14 protein-coding genes are annotated in these 18,565 nt (G+C 43.3%); 12 read left to right on the forward strand and 2 right to left on the reverse strand.

From position 1 onward, the window contains the following. Positions 1–37 precede the first annotated feature (37 nt). Positions 38–1,210 (forward strand): amidohydrolase family protein, encoded by a 1,173-nt coding sequence (locus E2R66_RS17670; protein WP_133232954.1) that lies wholly within the window; start codon positions 38–40, stop codon positions 1,208–1,210. Between the two features lie 110 nt (positions 1,211–1,320). Here E2R66_RS17670 and E2R66_RS17675 read toward each other — a convergent pair whose 3' ends face one another. Together E2R66_RS17675 and E2R66_RS17680 are read right to left on the reverse strand one after the other, a co-directional pair. Next, the gene (locus E2R66_RS17675) at positions 1,321–1,698 is read right to left on the reverse strand and encodes a hypothetical protein (RefSeq protein ID WP_133232956.1); all 378 of its coding nucleotides are present in this window, start codon (positions 1,696–1,698) and stop codon (positions 1,321–1,323) included. A gap of 134 nt (positions 1,699–1,832) precedes the next feature. Further along, the gene (locus E2R66_RS17680) at positions 1,833–4,313 is read right to left on the reverse strand and encodes a M1 family aminopeptidase (protein WP_133232959.1); all 2,481 of its coding nucleotides are present in this window, start codon (positions 4,311–4,313) and stop codon (positions 1,833–1,835) included. 413 nt (positions 4,314–4,726) lie between these two features. Here E2R66_RS17680 and E2R66_RS17685 point away from each other — a divergent pair, with 413 nt between their 5' ends. The 11 genes from E2R66_RS17685 to E2R66_RS17735 all read left to right on the forward strand — a co-directional run bounded on the left by E2R66_RS17685 (position 4,727) and on the right by E2R66_RS17735 (position 18,540). Beyond that, positions 4,727–6,244 (forward strand): phytoene desaturase family protein, encoded by a 1,518-nt coding sequence (locus E2R66_RS17685; protein ID WP_133232961.1) that lies wholly within the window; start codon positions 4,727–4,729, stop codon positions 6,242–6,244. After that, positions 6,241–7,077: a phytoene/squalene synthase family protein gene (locus E2R66_RS17690; RefSeq protein ID WP_133232964.1), complete on the forward strand. Its 837-nt coding sequence runs from the start codon at positions 6,241–6,243 to the stop codon at positions 7,075–7,077. The genes E2R66_RS17685 and E2R66_RS17690 overlap by 4 nt, the downstream gene beginning before the upstream one ends. Positions 7,078–7,201: 124 nt before the next feature. After that, the gene (gene idi / locus E2R66_RS17695; RefSeq protein WP_158288438.1) at positions 7,202–7,729 is read left to right on the forward strand and encodes an isopentenyl-diphosphate Delta-isomerase; all 528 of its coding nucleotides are present in this window, start codon (positions 7,202–7,204) and stop codon (positions 7,727–7,729) included. 214 nt (positions 7,730–7,943) lie between these two features. Further along, positions 7,944–8,624 carry a GTP cyclohydrolase I FolE gene (gene folE, locus E2R66_RS17700; RefSeq protein WP_133232966.1) on the forward strand — a complete coding sequence of 227 codons (681 nt, stop codon included), beginning with the start codon at positions 7,944–7,946 and terminating at the stop codon, positions 8,622–8,624. Beyond that, positions 8,624–9,340 carry an SDR family NAD(P)-dependent oxidoreductase gene (locus E2R66_RS17705; RefSeq protein WP_133232969.1) on the forward strand — a complete coding sequence of 239 codons (717 nt, stop codon included), beginning with the start codon at positions 8,624–8,626 and terminating at the stop codon, positions 9,338–9,340. The genes folE and E2R66_RS17705 overlap by 1 nt, the downstream gene beginning before the upstream one ends. A 1-nt stretch (position 9,341) precedes the next feature. Beyond that, entirely contained in the window at positions 9,342–9,992 is a 651-nt protein-coding gene (locus E2R66_RS17710) for a flavin reductase family protein (protein WP_133232972.1), read from the forward strand. Positions 9,993–10,001: 9 nt separating this feature from the next. Beyond that, positions 10,002–11,249, forward strand: a complete 1,248-nt coding sequence (locus E2R66_RS17715) for an NAD(P)/FAD-dependent oxidoreductase (RefSeq protein ID WP_133232975.1) — start codon at positions 10,002–10,004, stop codon at positions 11,247–11,249. Next, positions 11,249–12,316, forward strand: a complete 1,068-nt coding sequence (locus tag E2R66_RS17720; protein WP_133232978.1) for an oxygenase MpaB family protein — start codon at positions 11,249–11,251, stop codon at positions 12,314–12,316. The genes E2R66_RS17715 and E2R66_RS17720 overlap by 1 nt, the downstream gene beginning before the upstream one ends. Before the next feature lie 38 nt (positions 12,317–12,354). Then, complete coding sequence (locus E2R66_RS17725; RefSeq protein ID WP_133232981.1) at positions 12,355–13,038, forward strand: MarR family winged helix-turn-helix transcriptional regulator; 684 nt, start codon at positions 12,355–12,357, stop codon at positions 13,036–13,038. Positions 13,039–13,248: 210 nt separating this feature from the next. Continuing rightward, a complete protein-coding gene (locus E2R66_RS17730; RefSeq protein ID WP_133232983.1) occupies positions 13,249–14,847 on the forward strand; it encodes a DUF6377 domain-containing protein in 1,599 nt (532 codons plus the stop codon). A 681-nt stretch (positions 14,848–15,528) separates the two neighbouring features. Further along, on the forward strand, positions 15,529–18,540 hold the full coding sequence (locus E2R66_RS17735; protein WP_133232986.1) for a SusC/RagA family TonB-linked outer membrane protein: 3,012 nt from the start codon (positions 15,529–15,531) through the stop codon (positions 18,538–18,540). Positions 18,541–18,565: the final 25 nt, after the last annotated feature.

Here is an 18,565-nt window from a genome sequence, read left to right on the forward strand (position 1 = left end):
GGGTTTAAATTTTTTAGAAGATGCCATTTTTACTTTAATGAAAAGTTTTAGAGCCGATTACATTTACCCCGTTCATGCCGATCCAATAAAAAATGGAATAGTAACTGTTGACGATGCCGGAAAGATAATTGCAATCTCCGATGTTCAACAATCTGATTTTCAAAATATTCCTATCGAAAGGCTTAGCGGCATTATTGTACCGGGCTTTATAAACACGCATTGTCATACCGAACTTTCGCACTTAAGGGATAAAATTGAGCCAGGCAAAGGCCTTGTAGATTTTATAAAAAGTGTGCAAGGCGTGCGGCACGCCGATATAGGAGAAATTACTGCTGCCGCAGAAAAGGCCGACGCAGAAATGCAGGAAAATGGCATCGTCGCGGTTGCTGATATAAGTAACAGTAATTTTACAATAGGGTTAAAAGCCCAAAGTAAATTATATTACCACACCTTTGTAGAAGTATTCGGTTTCTTGCCCGAAAGTGCCGAAGTTATTTTTGCCAACGCCCTTGCGCTGGCGGATGAATTCAGGCCACAATCGGTATCAATTACAGCGCATGCCCCGTATTCGGTATCTAAAGATTTATTCAAGCTGATCAAACGCTACAGCGATTCAGGCAATAATCCCTTGAGCATTCATAACCAGGAGTGCGAAGATGAAAACAAGTTTTACCGCTATAAATTAGGTGGTTTTGTTGATCTGTACAAACACCTGGGTATTGATATCGATTATTTCCGCCCGCAGGCGCGTAATTCGTTGCAGTCTGTCATCCCGCTGCTTACCAACCGGCAAAAAATACTGATGGTACACAACACTTGTACTAACCTTAAGGATATCTACTTCATCAAACGCTTCGACCGCAATATTAACTGGTGCTTTTGCCCCAACGCTAATCTGTACATAGAAAAACGCCTGCCAAAGGTAGAACTGTTTGTGAACCAGGGGCTCAACATCACCCTCGGAACCGATAGCCTGGCCTCGAATAATAAATTGTGCATACTTAGCGAGATGCGTACCCTGCAACAGCATTTGCCGTCCCTCAGCCTGGATACCCTGCTGGAATGGGGTACCATTAATGGCGCAAAGTTTATGGGAATAGATAGCACCAAGGGTAGTATAGAAGTAGGCAAAACGCCCGGACTAAACCTGCTTACCGGGCTTAATGGCAGCACCATTACGCCGGAAACCGCCGTGAGGAAGCTGGTTTAGTGATTATTGAGCCGTAGAAGCAATGGGGGCGTACGCCAGTCAGGAGAAATTCAATATTGATAAACAAGCTGCCGTAAAATGCGTAAAGCTCCGCAGCCCAATCCCGCAAATTACGGAGCTACAGTAATTAGCTTCTTCTTAGCCTCGGTGCCATAAACCGGCATGGTGTAAAACCCGCCTATCTTTTTTATGGGCATGTTCGATTTTCCGCTAAGTACTGCCACTGGCATGAGATACTCATCCATCTGTCTTATCAGTTTAGTTTCAGTTAGCGGGGTTTGGTTAAATTTATCCAAGGTGGCCAATTTCCTCAGCATACCGGCATCCGGTTTTTGGGTGAGTTGCTTGAGCGTGGGCGATTGCAAAGTAGTATCAACCGTTATGGATAACAAGGGCAGGGCTGTTGCGCCGGGCAGTTTCAAATCGTTTTGAGCCATTAAGCGGCCTGCGCCAGCCAGTAGTAGAGCAAGTAAAAATGCCTTTTTCATATCGGTTTGGTTTAATGATACTAAGATAGCGAAATTGCTTTTTAAGTAAATGTTAAAAGTGGTTAAAAAGTGTTAAAATAAAAAGCCGCCCCACAATTGCAGGGCGGCTTACGGTAACGATTTTTGATACGCTATTATTTCAACGCCTCAGCAGCTTTGTCGGCAGCTGCGGCAGATGCTGTATCGCCCAGTTTGGTGCGGGCATCTTTAACGTTGGTAAGCAGGGTAGCTATTTGTGGCGCTACGCCGTATTGCTTGTATTTAAGGCCGAAATCGCCAATGAATTTAATGCCTGCCTGCGCATCGTCAGGGCTTTTTACCCTGCCGGTAAAGTCTGCAAATTTACGCAGCAAGCCAAACTGGGTTTGCGGGTCGCCTTCGCTAATAGCCTTAAGCACGTATGGCCATTCGGCATCAGTTCCGCTGGTAGCATATAAGCTAAGGATAGCTTGCGCTAATGCGCCATTGCTTTCTTTTTCATATTGTTTTGCCAAGGCAATAGCGTCAGCAGGGTTAAGCATGCCTATGGCGTTTAAGGCTGCGCCCTGTATAGCGTAGCTCTGGCTGGCCAGGGCCTGTTTAAACAGGTTCATATTGCCCGATGCCTTAAGCTTGCCTAAAGCATTGATGGCGGCTGCACGCACCAGGTTATTATCATCTGTTTGGGCAAGCCTGGCTATGATAGGCACGCCTGCATTGCGCACGTCGTCGTAGCTGGTTAAGGCCGCTGCATTGATGGCTTTGATACGCAACTGGTAGAATTTATCGGTAAGCGCGGCAATGATAATCTTCTGCGCTGCCTTGTCGCTCTGGCGTGTTTTGGCGAATTCAATGGCCTCATAACGATCCAGGAACAACGGGGCGTTGAAGTATTGGAACGCGAATTCATCCAGCGTTTTGCTGTCGGTTTTCTTGGTTAATAAGATTTTGTCGCCATCAACATTTACCAGATCAGGCTTAGATGCTACATCGAAGGTGAGTGTATCGGCTTTATCGCGCATCCAGATGGTGTGGCGTTCTTTTTTGCCACCGGCATAAATATCTATAGCTATAGGTAGCGTGAATACATTACCATCCTGGGTTTGCTGCAGGTAAACGGTTTGTTTTTTGGTGGCACTATCCCATTTGTAGCTGATGTTAAGCACCGGGTGACCGGCACCGTAGTACCATTGGTTAAAGAACCAGTTAAGATCGCGGCCGCTGGCTTCTTCCATAGCTAAACGCAATTGCTGCGCTTCGCCATTTTTAAAGGCATTGGTTTTAAGGTAAATGTTGAGGCCTTTGTAGAAAGCCGCGTTGCCCAGGTAGTTTCGCAGCATGTACAATATGCGGCCGCCTTTTTGGTAGGTAACCAAATCAAATACATCTTCCTTATCGTTGTAATGGAAACGTACCAAATCTTTCTTTTTAGCATCCGGCTGGTTAAGGTAGCTTTGCATGGCATCGAAACTGTGCGCGTCGCCTGCATCCTTGCCGTATTTGTATTCGGCCCAAATGCTTTCGCTGAAATCGGCAAACGATTCGTTAACCGTAAGGTTGCTCCAGCTTTCGGCGGTTACGTAATCGCCAAACCATTGGTGGAACAATTCATGTACGATGGTGCTACGGCCGCCATCGTAATAACGGTCGTCAAGTTCGCGCTTGGTGCCTTGTACATACACGCCGTGCAGGGTGGCCGAGGTGTTTTCCATAGCGCCGCTCACGTAATCGCGCACTACTATCTGCGAGTATTTGTACCATGGGTAATCAACACCCAGCGTTTTGGAGTAAAACTCCATTACTTCGGGCGTAAAGCCGAAGATATCTTTGGCATACGGTGCATACTTTGGTTCCAGGTAATAACTTACTTCTTTGTTGCGCCATTTATCTTTGTAGATCTTAAAATCGCCCACGGCCATCATAAACAAGTATGGTGAGTGCGGCAATTCCTGTTTCCAGGTATCGGTGCGGGTACCATCCTTGTTTACTTTGGATAATGCCAACCGGCCGTTACTCAGCGTAACATACTGTTTCGGCACGGTCATGATAATTTCTTCGGTAGTTTTCTGGTTCGGCTTATCAATGGTAGGGAACCAGCACGACGAACCTTCGGTTTCGCCTTGTGTCCATATCTGAATAGGCTTGTCTTTTTCAGTACCATCGGGGTTGATAAAATACAGACCCTTTGCGTCGTTGATGGCCGCGCTGCCCTTAACATGCAGTTCGTTCGGCTTGGCTGTATAATCTATATAGATGGTGTAGCTTTCGGTGTTGGTATAGGTTTTATCCAGCTTTATGGCTACGGTAAGGCTATCGTAGGTAAAGGTAAGTGGAGTAGTTTTGCCATTTTTAACGATGGCGATGGTTTTCAGGTCCATGCCTTTCGCATCAAGGCGAAGGCTATCTGTTGGATACATGTGGGGTTTTAAAGTTACCCACTCTTTGCCATACATATAGCGTTTTTTGTAGTCGAACCTAACATCGAGCTTGGTGTGTACCAGATCGTTGATCTTGGTTGTGGTAGCCCGGTACAATTTGTAGGCGGGAGTTTCGGTTTGGGGTGCCTGTGCCTTGACGGTGCTGATGGCGCAAACGCTGATGCTGCCAGCCAGTAGGGCAGCGTAGATTGTTTTCATATATTCAGTTAAGGGTTTGATTAATATGCAAGCATAATAAAAGCTAAAGTATTAGTTTTTGCTGTAAGTTATGACGCTTTTTTTAGGTTTATGTTACAGCACGAAGTGAGGCATGCGCTAAATAAACATGGCAATGGCAGCTAGCGCCGGATAAGCTTTGAGGGTGATAGACTGTTTAAAGCAAACCCAAAAGGACTGAAACGATGTGCATCAACAAAATCTCTATAGTTCCCGGTCCCTTTCACGTCCTGGTCGCTTTTTAAGCTTATCTTCAAGCGCTACACTGCGAAACTATTGGTTGGGTGTTATTTGTTATAATTGATACAATTTTACATCAATTATACAATTATGGTACATGATTGTACTATGTTTGTTTCGGGAATTTAAATAATCCGATTTCACTCCAACCCCAAATGTTAAAGTCAGATACTGTTGAGCATATTCTTCACGATGAAAAAACTACCGTTGCGGTTATCGGATCTGGATTCTCCGGTTTAAGTGCAGCTGCGTATTTAGCCAAAGCCGGGTGCAGTGTTCATGTTTACGAAAAAAATAATGAAATAGGTGGCCGTTCACGTCAACTGGTTGGCAATGGTTACACTTTTGATATGGGACCAAGCTGGTACTGGATGCCTGAGGTATTTGAAAACTTTTTCAATGATTTTGGTTACAAAGCATCGGATTTTTATGAACTGGAGCAGCTTGATCCCGGTTTTACGGTGGTTTTCGGTAAGAAGGATGTGTTACACATCCCGGCAGATTATGCTGCGCTGGAGGCCCTGTTCGAATCCATTGAACCGGGAAGTGCGAGGCAGCTAACACTATTTTTAGAAGAAGCAGCCTTTAAATACCGAACAGGCATGAACAAACTGGTTCACAAGCCGGGTTTATCATTACTTGAGTTTGCAGATTGGGATTTGATCAGAGGTGCATTCAAGCTCCAGGTGTTTACTTCGTTTAGCAAACATGTAAGGCGTTTTTTTAAGGATGAACGCTTAATAACCCTGATGGAATTTCCGGTGCTTTTTTTGGGTGCCATGCCCGAGGATACCCCTGCCTTGTACAGCCTGATGAACTATGCCGGATTAAAACTAGGCACCTGGTACCCAAAAGGGGGCTTTGGTAAAGTGATAGAAGGCATGCAAAAAGTATGCGAAGCGCAAGGTGTTGTTTTTCATACCAATTCAGCGGTTAGCAGTTTCAGGGTGACGGGTAAACACGTAAAGACGATTGGTACAAAATATAGCGAAAGTAAGTGCGATGGGGTCATTGCGTCGGCTGATTATCACCACGTAGAGGAACAATTGCTTGATGAGGCTTACAGAAATTACGATACAGCATATTGGACCAAACGCGTCATGGCACCTTCGAGCCTGATATTTTATTTAGGTGTAACCAGTAGAATTGAAAAGCTGGAACATCATACCTTGTTTTTTGATGCAGACTTAAAGCTGCACGCTTCAGAAATATATAAAAATCCTAAATGGCCAACAAAACCTCTGTTTTATGTGTGTTGTCCCTCAAAATCCGATAATACCGTAGCACCGCTCGGTCACGAAAACCTATTCATACTAATGCCGCTGGCACCTGGTATTGAAGATACGGAAGCATTAAGGAAGGAATACTTTAATTTAATTATGGATCGGCTGGAAGATTATACCGGCGTACCGATCAGGACCGCGCTCGACTTTAATGAAAGTTATTGTGCAAAGGATTTTAAGGCAGATTACAATTCTTTTAAAGGGAATGCCTATGGTCTTGCCAATACGCTCATGCAAACCGCCCATCTTAAGCCATCCATCAAAAACAAAAAAATAAAGAACCTCTTTTATGCGGGACAGCTTACGGTACCCGGGCCGGGAGTTCCACCTTCCATTATATCCGGTAAGGTTTCTGCTGAACTACTTATTCAATACCTCAATCATAAATGAAAGAACGCTTTGATACCTTATCTGCAACATGCAGCAAGGAGACAACCCGATTATACAGTACCAGCTTTTCCCTTGGGATATTGTTTTTCAATAAGGAAGTCCGCCGCCCTATACATGCGATATATGGTTTTGTGAGGTTGGCCGACGAGATTGTGGATAGCTTTCATAATTACCCTAAATCGGTGATGCTGGCCGAATTAAAGGCAGATACCTTTAGGGCTATCGAGCGCGGCATCAGTATTAACCCGGTAATTAATTCATTTCAGCAGGTGGTTAACCAATACGGTATACAGCATGACCTGATTACGCAGTTTCTGAATAGTATGGAAATGGACCTGGGCGAACAATCCTACGATGCGGAAAAATATGAGCAATACATTATGGGTTCTGCACAGGTAGTGGGATTAATGTGTTTGCACGTGTTCACCAATGGCAACGAAGCTGAATTTGAGCGGTTAAGGAAACCGGCTATGAAGTTGGGTTCGGCTTTTCAAAAGGTGAATTTCCTTCGGGATGTTAATGCAGACTACCAGGAACTGAACCGCACTTACTTCCCCAACGTAAACTTGTCTGCTTTCTCTGATGAAAACAAACGGGTTATCGAAGAGGATATCCTTTCGGAACTTAATGAAGCCTTAAGCGGTATCAGGCAGTTGCCGCGCTCCTGCCGCAAAGGGGTTTACCTGGCTTATGTGTACTATAAGCAGTTATTCCGGAAGATTACAAAGGTGCCTGCGGAAAGAGTAATGTCAGAACGGATCAGGGTGTCTAACGGCCATAAATTTTACTTAATGTTCGATTCACTGATCAGGTACAAACTGAATGTTCTATAAAATACGATTAGGGCTTTACCAAACAACACTAATACAAGTAAAGACACTAAATTACAAGAAATACATTTTAACAATTTTTCCGGCTTAACGATTATTGAACCGGACGAACAAAACAATACCAAAATTGAACGATAGTGTAATGATAGTAGATGCTGATGGTCAAACCAGAGGCACAATGGAAAAGATGGCCGCTCACCGTACCGGAACGATGCACCGCGCGTTCTCTGTGTTTATATTTAACAGCAAAGGGCAGTTACTGCTTCAGCAAAGGGCACTAGATAAATACCATTCCGGCGGGTTGTGGACAAATACCTGCTGCAGCCATCCGCGTTTAGGCGAATCTACGCCTAATGCTGCCCACCGCCGTTTGCAGGAAGAAATGGGAATGGATTGTGAACTTACCGAGTTATTTCAATTCAGTTACCGCCATGAATTTGAGAATGGATTGATCGAGAACGAATACGACCATGTTTTTATGGGAATAAGTGATGACTTACCCGTACCAAATGAAGCCGAAGTTGCCGGCATTAGGTATATGGATACCGATTTGTTGCTTTTTGACTTAATAGAGCAACCGGATAAATACACGCCATGGTTTAAAATATGCCTTGAGCAGGTATTGGAAATATATTATCAAAACTGTTTAAAATAATTTACTATCGAATATTACTATCGTATCAGTTGCATTTGAACGACGCCTATCCGGGGGGCTTTTAATGAGATGGGGAGATATTGCACGATATGATGATCTAAACGGCTTTAAGCGCAAGGGTTTATCGCTGCCGTAAAAATCAACCAAGGGCGATATACAGTAAACGCCATGTGATTTAAAGTAAACCCAACTTAATTTATGCTAACACAATTTCATGATAAAGAACAACGCTAATAATGCCTTAACCCTGGAGCAAGTGGTGACTGAACTGGAGCAGGATCATTACAATTCTGCTTTTGATACGCCGCTAAGGCCCGACGCATTTGAACTGGACGACGATACCAAAATAGAGCGTATTACTAAGCACTTCACCGCGATAATGGAAACTTTGGGGATGGATCTGGAAGACGACAGTTTAAAAGACACGCCAAAACGGGTTGCTAAAATGTATGTGAAAGAAATATTCAGCGGATTAAATCCGGCGAATAAACCAAAACCCACTTTGTTCAAAAATCCGTTCAACTATAACCAAATGCTGGTGGAACGTAATATTGCAGTGTTTAGCAACTGTGAGCATCATTTTGTGCCAATAGTGGGTAAGGCCCACGTGGCTTACATCAGCAATGGGCAGGTTATCGGCTTATCTAAGTTGAACAGGATCGTTCAATATTGTTCGCAACGGCCGCAGGTGCAGGAAAGGCTTACTATGCAAATAGCCAATATGCTTAAAGAGGCACTAGGTACAGATGATGTGGCCGTTGTTATAGATGCCCACCACCATTGTGTATCCAGCCGCGGCATCAGGGATGCGGGTAGCACTACACTTACCGCCGAATACAGCGGGCAATTTTTAAACGCTGAAACAAAGAATGAATTTTTAAAATATATCAGCTAATGGATTTTAGTGGAAAAAATATAATGGTGGTTGGTGGCAGTTCAGGCATTGGATTGTCGCTGGTTAAATTGCTTCACGGGCAGCATGCCAATGTTTATGTGGTGTCAAGGTCCGTTTCTGACGAATGGCCTGAGGATGTGCATTATTTAAAGGCTGATGTAACCGGTAGTCTGGATGCTGTTGAAACGTTCCTGCCGCAGCAGTTGCACGGGCTGGTTTATGCTGTAGGCAGCATTAATCTCAAACCGTTTACGCGGTTAACAGCCGAAGACTTCCTGAACGATTTTCAGCTGAATGTTTTAGGCGCAGCGCTTATAATACAGCAGGCCATTAAACCCATCAAAAACGCCGCCGGATCGTCCATCGTTTTAATTAGTTCGGTTGCTGCCAAAACAGGGATGCCTTATCATGCCAGTGTAGCCGCTGCTAAGAGCGCAGTGGAGGGAATGGCCCTTTCTTTAGCAGCCGAATTAGCTGCCCAGCAAATACGGGTAAACGTTGTGGCACCATCTTTAACCGATACGCCTTTGGCGCAAAACCTGCTAAGTTCGCCAGAAAAACGGGAAGCTTCGGCCAAACGCCATCCCTTAGGTAAAATAGGCCGACCTGAAGATATCAGCCAGATGATTGCTTTTCTATTATCAGCCGAAAGCAGCTGGATGACCGGGCAGGTGATTGGCATAGATGGAGGTTTAGGTAAATTAAAAACAAGCTAAGATGATAAACATCAACAGTGACCAGATTTCTCAACTGGAAAAACATTACCGCATCAGCCTGATCAATAGTTTGATTGGCTATCGGGCGTTGAATTTGTTAGGTACAATAAGTAATGATGGCGTTACCAACTTGTGCATCATCAGTTCGGTATTTCATTTGGGTGCAAACCCGCCATTAATAGGCTTGGTGATAAGGCCCGAGCGCGAGCATAACGATACGCTACGCAATATTAAAGCTACGGGTCAGTACACCCTTAATAATGTATTGCCCGAATGGTACATGCAGGCGCATCAAACCAGTGCAAGTTATCCTTCGGGGGTTTCTGAGTTCGACGCCTGCGGTTTTCATAAACACTATGTTAAAGATTTTAAAGCACCATTTGTTAAAGAAGCTAATGTGCATGTCGGTTTAGAGCTTAGGGAAGTTATTGATATGGAAATTAATGGCACCACCATCGTCGTCGGCGAGATTGTTCACATTTTAACCGAAGATCATTTGATAGATACGGATGGCACAATAAAACACAGTGCAGCAAAAACGTTGACGGTGGCGGGGTTGGATACTTACTATCTGCCTTATCCAATAGGGCAAATGGCGTATGCCAAGCCGGGCGTTGAACCTCATTTACAAGAAAATGATATTAAGGCTTAGGCGTAAATTATGAAGAAAGATGCAGACGTAATTATCATTGGGGCGGGTTTAGCCGGCTTAACGGCTGCCAAATTATTGAAGGCGGCCGGAAAATCTGTTTTGGTATTAGAAGCTTCTGATGGAGTGGGGGGCAGGGTACGCACAGATGAGAAAGATGGCTTTCTGCTCGACCGGGGCTTTCAGGTTTTTTTGACGGCTTATCCTGAAGCTAAAAACCTGCTGGATTATGCTGCACTCGACCTCAGAACCTTTGATCCCGGTGCCTTGATCATGAGCAGGGACGGGATTACAAAATTGGGCGACCCGCTTAGGCAGCCAGCTACACTGTTAAGCACTTTATTTTCATCTGCTGCTACATTCTCCGATAAAATGAGGATGCTGCGTTTAAAGCTAAAGCTAGGCAAAAAAAGCATCGAGGAGATTTTTAGGGACGAGGAAATTACGACCACCGAGTATTTGAAAAGAGCGGGTTTCAGCGGAACCATTATGAACCGGTTCTTCCGGCCTTTTATGACGGGTATATTTTTGGAAGAGCAGTTAAGCACATCCAGCCGGATGTTTGAATTTGTATTTAAAATGTTTAGCGAAGGTGATGCAGCTATACCTGCTAAAGGAATGGGCATGATTCCAAAGCAATTGGCAGAATGCCTTTCTGCTAATGAACTCTTGTTTTATCAAAATGTATCCGCAGTTGATGAGGGTTTGGTAACAACGGCTTCCGGGGCCACCTATCAGGCCGATTTTGTGTTAATTGCAACCGATCCTTTACGTTCACCTATAAGGTATGGAAACACTGCCGTCAAGTTTCATTCTGTCAGCAATATGTATTTTACAGCAAAGCAACGGCCTTTTGAAGAGCGATTGATTGCTTTAAACGCTTTAGCAGGAAAGTTAGTAAACAACGTTGCGGTGATGGATAGCATATCCTCGGCGTATTCAAAAAATGGGGATGCTTTAATATCCCTATCCCTCATCGGTGATCATTCCGAAGCCAATGAAAAAGACTTACAGGAGGAGGTAATTGCCGAATTGAAATTCTGGTATCCCGATGCGGTTAACTGGAAGCATTTGAAAACTTATCATATTAATTATGCGTTGCCCAATGATGATCATGTAAGCAATGAGCCGGAGCCTAACGCCATAAGGTTAAATGCACAATGTTTTGTTTGCGGCGATTATTTAATGAATGGCTCGATTAATGCAGCCATGAAAAGCGGAAGGCTGGCTGCGGAAGCTATTATTAATACCATGCGGTAATGACGGATCATAATTTATATAGCAACCAATTGTTAGACCAAAAACGGCTTTCTGGCGACCCACAGGCTGACGAATTTATACATTATGTTTTTGGTGACCCGGCAAGGAGACAGCTATTACAGCAATGGATGGCTGGTGTATCTGGTGCAGCACATTTAAAGATATTGCAGGATGCCTTTCCCGGCTTTGCTTTTATAGACAAAGCCACAGACTTGCCTGATTGGGCTCAACTGCGGTTGATGAAAGCGGGGGCTATTTTCTATGCCCGGCACTCAGAGATCATCATGAGCTTGCTCGGCCTGTTATCGTTGCCCTACTGCTATAATGCAGCAAACGGGGCGATGGTTTTATACCTGTCTGAACTCATCCGTAAGCAAACCACCAAAAGGCTTTATGATACAGCTGTTTTTGTTTGGGAAGTTATGGGGCCCGATGCCTTTGGCAAGGATGGAAACGCTTTTGAAGAAATTTTAAAAGTGCGCATCATGCACGCGGCGGTCCGATATTATACGCTTCAGAGCGGCAAGTGGAATGATAGTTGGGGATTGCCCATCAATCAGGAAGATATGGCCGGCACCAACCTGTCATTTTCATTGATTGTTATTCGTGGGTTGAGGATGCTTGGCTATAACGTTAGCCAGGAAGACCAGGCTGCATTTATGCATATATGGGCAGTAGTGGGCTGTTTATCTGGTTTAGACGAAGACCTTATCCCCGAAAATTCTAAAAAAGCACAGCAACTCGATATCATAATTAAGCAACGGCAATTTTCTGTATCTGCACATGGGCAAGAATTGACTAAATCTTTGACTGCTCATATCCTTTCCGTTAATAAAAGCAAGGCAACAGCCAACGATATTCTGGGCTTGATGCGTTACCTGCTGGGAAAGGAAATTGCGGATATGCTGGCGATTGAGGCCCCTGAATTGCCTGCTTATAAGCTCACGTTGATAAAAACGCTAAACTTGCTGAAAAGCTTTAAACCGCAGGGTGACCCAAAGCAAAATTACCGTACTGCTTACGCCACATTCAAAACACAAAACCCCGAACTCTCTAAAAGAAACTAAATTTGAACCGTTAGCTGTTACTTGTAATTTCGCAAACTATGAAATCATACCAACTCATTCATCAATTAATAAACCTTGTAGCAGAGCTGGAAGAAGAAAACCAGGGCCGTGAAGCGTCTATTCAGGATTTTACAGGTTTTCTGCTGAATAAAGTTGGTGACCCCACCAGTAATCATCATAGCAATGAAGTACGGTTCGGCGATAGCGATAGTGCCGCTTTAGATATTGCCTACCAGTTGGATAATAATATCGGGCGCTTGTTTGTTTTCATGAGCCGCTACGCAAAATCATACATCAAAAAAGCGCTGGAAGGTACCCCCCTGCAAACTGCCGAGGATTTTTCGGCATTGGCAATTTTGTTAACGCACCACCATTTGTCAAAAAGTGAATTGATCAGCCATAATTTACAGGAGAAAACATCTGGTACAGAAGTGATCAGGCGTTTGATTGCCTCGGGACTGGTGCGGCAATGGGACGATGAAAAGGATAAAAGGAGTAAACATATCGCCATTACCGATGACGGGAAACAGCTATTATTCCAGGTATTTGAGCACACCAGTTATGTTGGTAAGATTATCACGGGCAGACTAACAACAGCTGAAAAATTTACCCTGCAATACCTGTTGCAAAAGCTGGAGGCCTTTCACCTGGAACATTATGAGAAAAAGACCATTCTCCATAAAGCTGACCTGAAAAAGCTTGCAGAAGAACGCTACTTATAGGTGAATTTTCGTTTCATTTGACTAATTTGGGTTGGTATTTAAACATGGCATGGTTGACTAAATACAGAATAAAAACATAATTACTGTAAATGCTAAAAATGTCATTCGTTGTTGTTTCATCAAGTTGGTTATGGCTGGTTTGTAATTTTAAAATGTTTAACTTCGTTTAAAATTCATCTTACCAGAAGACGATTACTTCATGAACCTGTTATGAGAGCAACTTTGTTCTTCGCCTTTGTTTTATTACCGTCAATATTATTCGCTGCTACCAATACAAGCGATTCGTTTGGAGATTTGGTAAAGGAATTTGGCAAGAAAAATGTCTACGACCATCAAAAGGAAGTACGTATTGCTGCTTTGAAGAAGCAGCTTAAACAATCGGCTGTTGCAGATATGCAGGGCCAGTTCAATATTTCCAATAAGCTTTATGATGAATATAAATCCTATCAGTACGATTCGGCTTATGTTTATGCTACCAAGCTGCTGACGATCAGTCAAACCCTTCACGATAAGTCTAAAGAAGATTTTAGCAAGATAAAAATGGGCTTTATCTTGCTTTCATCGGGCATGTTTAAAGAAACGTTTGATAGTATGCAGGGAATCCATGTGCAAACTCTGGATTCAACGGTAAGGATGGAATATTATTCCATAAAAATGCGGGCGTATTATGATCTCGCTACCTATAACAACGACCGCCATTACACACCGGTTTATACCGCTACGGCAAACAAATACATAGATTCTGCCATAGCACTTACTAAGCCCAATTCTTACGACAATCTATATCTATCGGGGTACAAGGATTTCAAAAACGGCTTAAACGACACAGCTGCAGTAATTTTTAAAAGGTTGCTTAATTCAAAAACGCTAACCGAGCATCAAAACGCTATCGTAGAATCAACGCTGAGCAATGTATACCAAAATATTCAACAGCCGGAAAAGAGTATTGAGCTGCTTATCAGGGCAACAATCAGCGATATCCGCTCATCAACAAAAGAAACCATTGCACTATTTTGGCTGGCCGAGATTTTATACAAGCAAGGCGATATCAAAAATGCATACGTTGCGCTGGAACATGCCCTGGCCGATGCAGAGTTTTATGGTGCAAGGCAGCGTAAAGTACAGATTGGTTCGCTGTTACCCGTTGTAGCCTCGGAAAAACTGCTGTTTATTGAACGAGAAGAAAAGCTCTATATCCGAAGCTTAAGCCTCATTACAGTGTTAGCAGCAGCGGTAATAGGGGTCTCGATTTTACTTTTTAAGCGCAACAAAAAGCTAAAAGCGAAGGAAAAAATTATTGAAAAGGTAAACCAAAGGCTAATTGAAGGGACTAAGATCAAGGAAGATTACATTGGTTATTTTTTCAATGTGATATCCGGATACATACTTCAGCTGGAGCGAATCAAGAGATCTATTGATACCAAAATCCCGGCGCGCAAGTATGATGACATTCAATTAATGGCCAACAACATTAATATTAAAAAAGAGCGGCAAACGCTGTTTAATACTTTCGACCAGGTGTTCCTGAAGATATTCCCAAACTTTGTGGAAGAATTTAACACCCTGTTTAAGAAAGAGAATCAAATTTGGCCCAAAGAGCATGAGGTGCTAACTACAGACCTCCGCATATTTGCATTAATGCGTATGGGTATAACCGATACCGAAGCCATTGCCAAGATACTGGAGTATTCTGAAAAAACCATCTACGTTTACAAGATGCGCATCAAAGCGAAAGCAATTATTCATGGTGACGAATTCGACCAGCGCATCATGGCTATTAAAGCGGTTGATATCAATGCCAGGCCCTAACATTTAAACTGTACTGTCTTCGCAGCTACAGTCAGTATTATACTACTTCCTCTCCTGAGCTTATCGTAATGTAGCGAGTGCGTGTATCGTGTTCATGAGCACCGTATTCTACTGCATTGCCCTACACGTTTGGCTGGTTAACAACAGGGCCAATCCGAAAGGCTGTTTTTATGGTCTTTTTTTGTTGTCAGAAGCTATAATAACTGGCCTGACTCTTGTCAAAAACGTGCTACACCCGTTAAATTTTTCGATTTTAAATTATTTTAATAAGCTGATTATCAGTTATTAAATTTTAAACAAAAAGCTATTCCATTAAATTTTTTGTAAATAAATAGCTACTCGAAATTTACCTCCCTTACTTTGTGTTGTTGCAATGCCCCGAGCCTGTCTGTCATGGTAGGGTCTTGCTGTTTTACCAATTATAACTTCGTATTAGCAAATATTTATGCGTTTGTGTTGCTGGCTGGAAATGTCCCCAACCACAATTCAAAACCTGAACCGACACGTAATCGCGATACGTTGCTATATGCTGTTTTTGAAAATTTTTAAGCGCTAATTGTTACTGATGATTAATCAATATTTAAACTTAAACGAGCCCGAAACCAATGTTAGGAAAGGCTAATGAACAGAAGAACTTTAGAAACCAACCACTGAATTCAAACTATTAACCAATTAAATTAAATGAGAAACAATTACCTAAAGAAGTTTATGCTCCTTTTTACTGTGCTGATAATATCGCATGCGGTATTTGCACAAACAGGAGGCATCACCGGTAAAGTGGTAGATGAGAATAATCAACCCCTACCTGGCGCAACCGTTTTAGTATCGGGCACCACTATTGCAGGTGCTGCTGATGCCACGGGAGTTTACAAAATCAGCGGTTTAAAAGCCGGGAATTATACCCTCACCGCTAGCTTTATTGGCTACACGGCAGACCCCCAAACCGTTTCTGTTGGCGCAGCAATGGTAACCGTTAATTTCAAGTTACAGCCATCATCAAAATCGCTTAACGAGGTTGTGGTGATTGGATACGGTACCGTTAAAAAGAAAGATCTTACCGGTTCTGTTACTACAGTAAGTTCAAAAGATTTTCAAACAGGTAACATTACTTCGCCAGAGCAACTAATTGCGGGTAAGGTTGCGGGTGTGTCTATCACGCCAAACGGCGGTGCCCCGGGTGCTGGTAGTACCATTCGCGTGCGTGGCGGTGCATCAATAAGTGCCAGTAACGACCCACTTATAGTAGTTGATGGCGTGCAGTTAAGCAACGATGGCATAGCCGGCGCACCAAATGCACTTACCCTGATCAACCCTAACGATATTGAAACTTTTACAGTATTGAAGGATGCTTCGGCAACCGCTATCTATGGTTCAAGAGCTTCTAATGGTGTAATTATCATTACTACTAAGAGGGGAGTAAGTGGCAAACCGGTAATCAATGTAAATACCCAGGTATCCTCTTCAACGCTTACCAAAGAAGTTAGCGTATTGTCTGCAGATCAGTTGCGTGCGTATGTAAAAGCTAACGGAAATGCTACCTATCAGGGGCTTTTAGGCACCGAGAATACCGATTGGCAAAAAGAGATTTATCAAACGGCTATCAGTAACGATAACAACTTAAGCGTGTCGGGCGGGTTAAAAAACATGCCTTACCGCGTTTCGGTTGGTTATTTAGATCAAAAAGGTATTCTTCGCACCGGTTATCTCAACAGGGCGTCGGCATCGATTAACATATCTCCTAAGTTGTTTGATAACCATTTAAAGATCGATCTGAACGTTAGGGGCTCGGCAAGCAAAGCACGTTTTGCCAATCAGGGAGCCATCGGGGCCGCCATCAGTTTCGATCCCACAAAGCCGGTTTTGTCTGGCAACAGCAATTATGGCGGCTATTTTGAATACCTGGATAGCGACCCATCATCGGCAACCGGCCTTAAACAACTTGCCCCGCGTAACCCGGTGGGTTTGTTGGAAGAGCGCGAGGATAAAAGCGATGTGAAAAGAAGTATCGGTAACCTGCAACTCGATTATAAACTCCATTTCCTGCCAGATTTGCATGCCAACGTTAACTTCGGTTACGATGCATCACAGGGTAAGGGTACCATTGTTCAGCCGGATTACGCTGCATCAAGTTTCAGGAGATATAAAGATGCCAACAATGTTTTGCATAGTGGCGTTAACAACCAGTACAACTCCAAGGTGCTAAACACCACGTTCGAAGGTTATTTAAACTACGTTAAAGAAGTTACCGCCATTGATACCCGTATTGATGCGGTTGCAGGTTATGCTTATTACGATTACAAAACAACGGTAACTAATTTCCCCGACCTTACAACAGACGGCACTGTAGTATCCAGCCCTACCTATCCGTTTGATATTCCGCGCAACAGGTTATTGTCTTACTACGGTCGTTTAAATTTAACCGTATCAAACAAATATCTGTTAACGGGAACTATCCGTCGCGATGGCTCATCAAGGTTTAGCCCGCTTAACCGTTTTGCCGTGTTCCCTTCAGGTGCATTTGCATGGAAGATAAAAGAAGAATCGTTCCTGAAAGATAATACCGTATTATCAGATTTGAAATTGCGTGTTGGTTACGGGTTAACTGGCCAGCAGGATGGCTTATCTAACTATGGTTATACCTCGTATTATGCGCTAAGTTCGCAAACAGCATCCTACCAGTTCGGTAACACTTTTTACCAGTTGTACCGCCCTGCTGCTTATGACCCTAAACGTAAATGGGAGCAAAGCGCAACCACTAACGCAGGTATCGATTTCGGTTTTCTTAACGGGCGCTTAACCGGTAGTATTGATGCTTACTATAAAGAAACTAAAGACCTTTTGGCACCTGTTAACCAAGCAGCCGGTGCAGGTTTCTCAAACACATTTGTTACCAATGTAGGCACTATGACTAATAAAGGTATCGAGTTATCATTAAGCGCACAGGTAATCAGAAGCAAAGACGTGAACTGGGAAGTTGCCGTAAATGCTACGTACAATCAAAACAAGGTTACTAAATTAACATTTGTAGATGATCCTAATGGTATAGGTATAGCAACCGGCGGCGTATCCGGCGGAACGGGCTCAAGTGTGCAACGTTTTATTGTTGGCCAACCGCGCGGTACTTATTATGTGTACCAGCAGGTTTATGGTACCGATGGCAAGCCTTTGGATAACGTTTACGTTGACCGTAACGGCGATGGCTCTGTTAACGATAAAGACCTTTACCTGTACAAACAGCCCGATCCAAAATACATATTCGGTTTCTCCAGTAACGTTAGCTATAAAAACTTCAACCTTAGCGTAGTGATGCGTGCTAACGTGGGGAATTATGCATACAACAATGTGTTTTCCAGCACCGGTGTACAGCGCAGTATACTTAACCCGCTTGGTTATTTGAACAATGGTTCAACCAATTTATTGGAAAGTGGCTTGATAGGTGGCAATGATAAAAATGTTTTATCTGACTACTATATTCAAAACGCCTCTTTCCTAAAAATGGATAACGCAAGCCTTGGCTATAACTTTGGTAAAGTGTTGGGCGGTTCAACGCAGCTTAGCCTGAGCGGTAACGTGCAAAACGTATTTACCATTACCAAATATAAAGGTGTTGACCCCGAAGTGAATGGCGGTATTGATAACAATATTTATCCCCGCCCGCGCACCTACGTGTTAGGCTTGAATCTTAAGTTTTAATCATTAGTATAGTAAGCTATACCGC

The organism is Mucilaginibacter psychrotolerans (assembly GCF_004519315.1).
In the GTDB taxonomy this organism is placed as follows: domain Bacteria; phylum Bacteroidota; class Bacteroidia; order Sphingobacteriales; family Sphingobacteriaceae; genus Mucilaginibacter; species Mucilaginibacter psychrotolerans.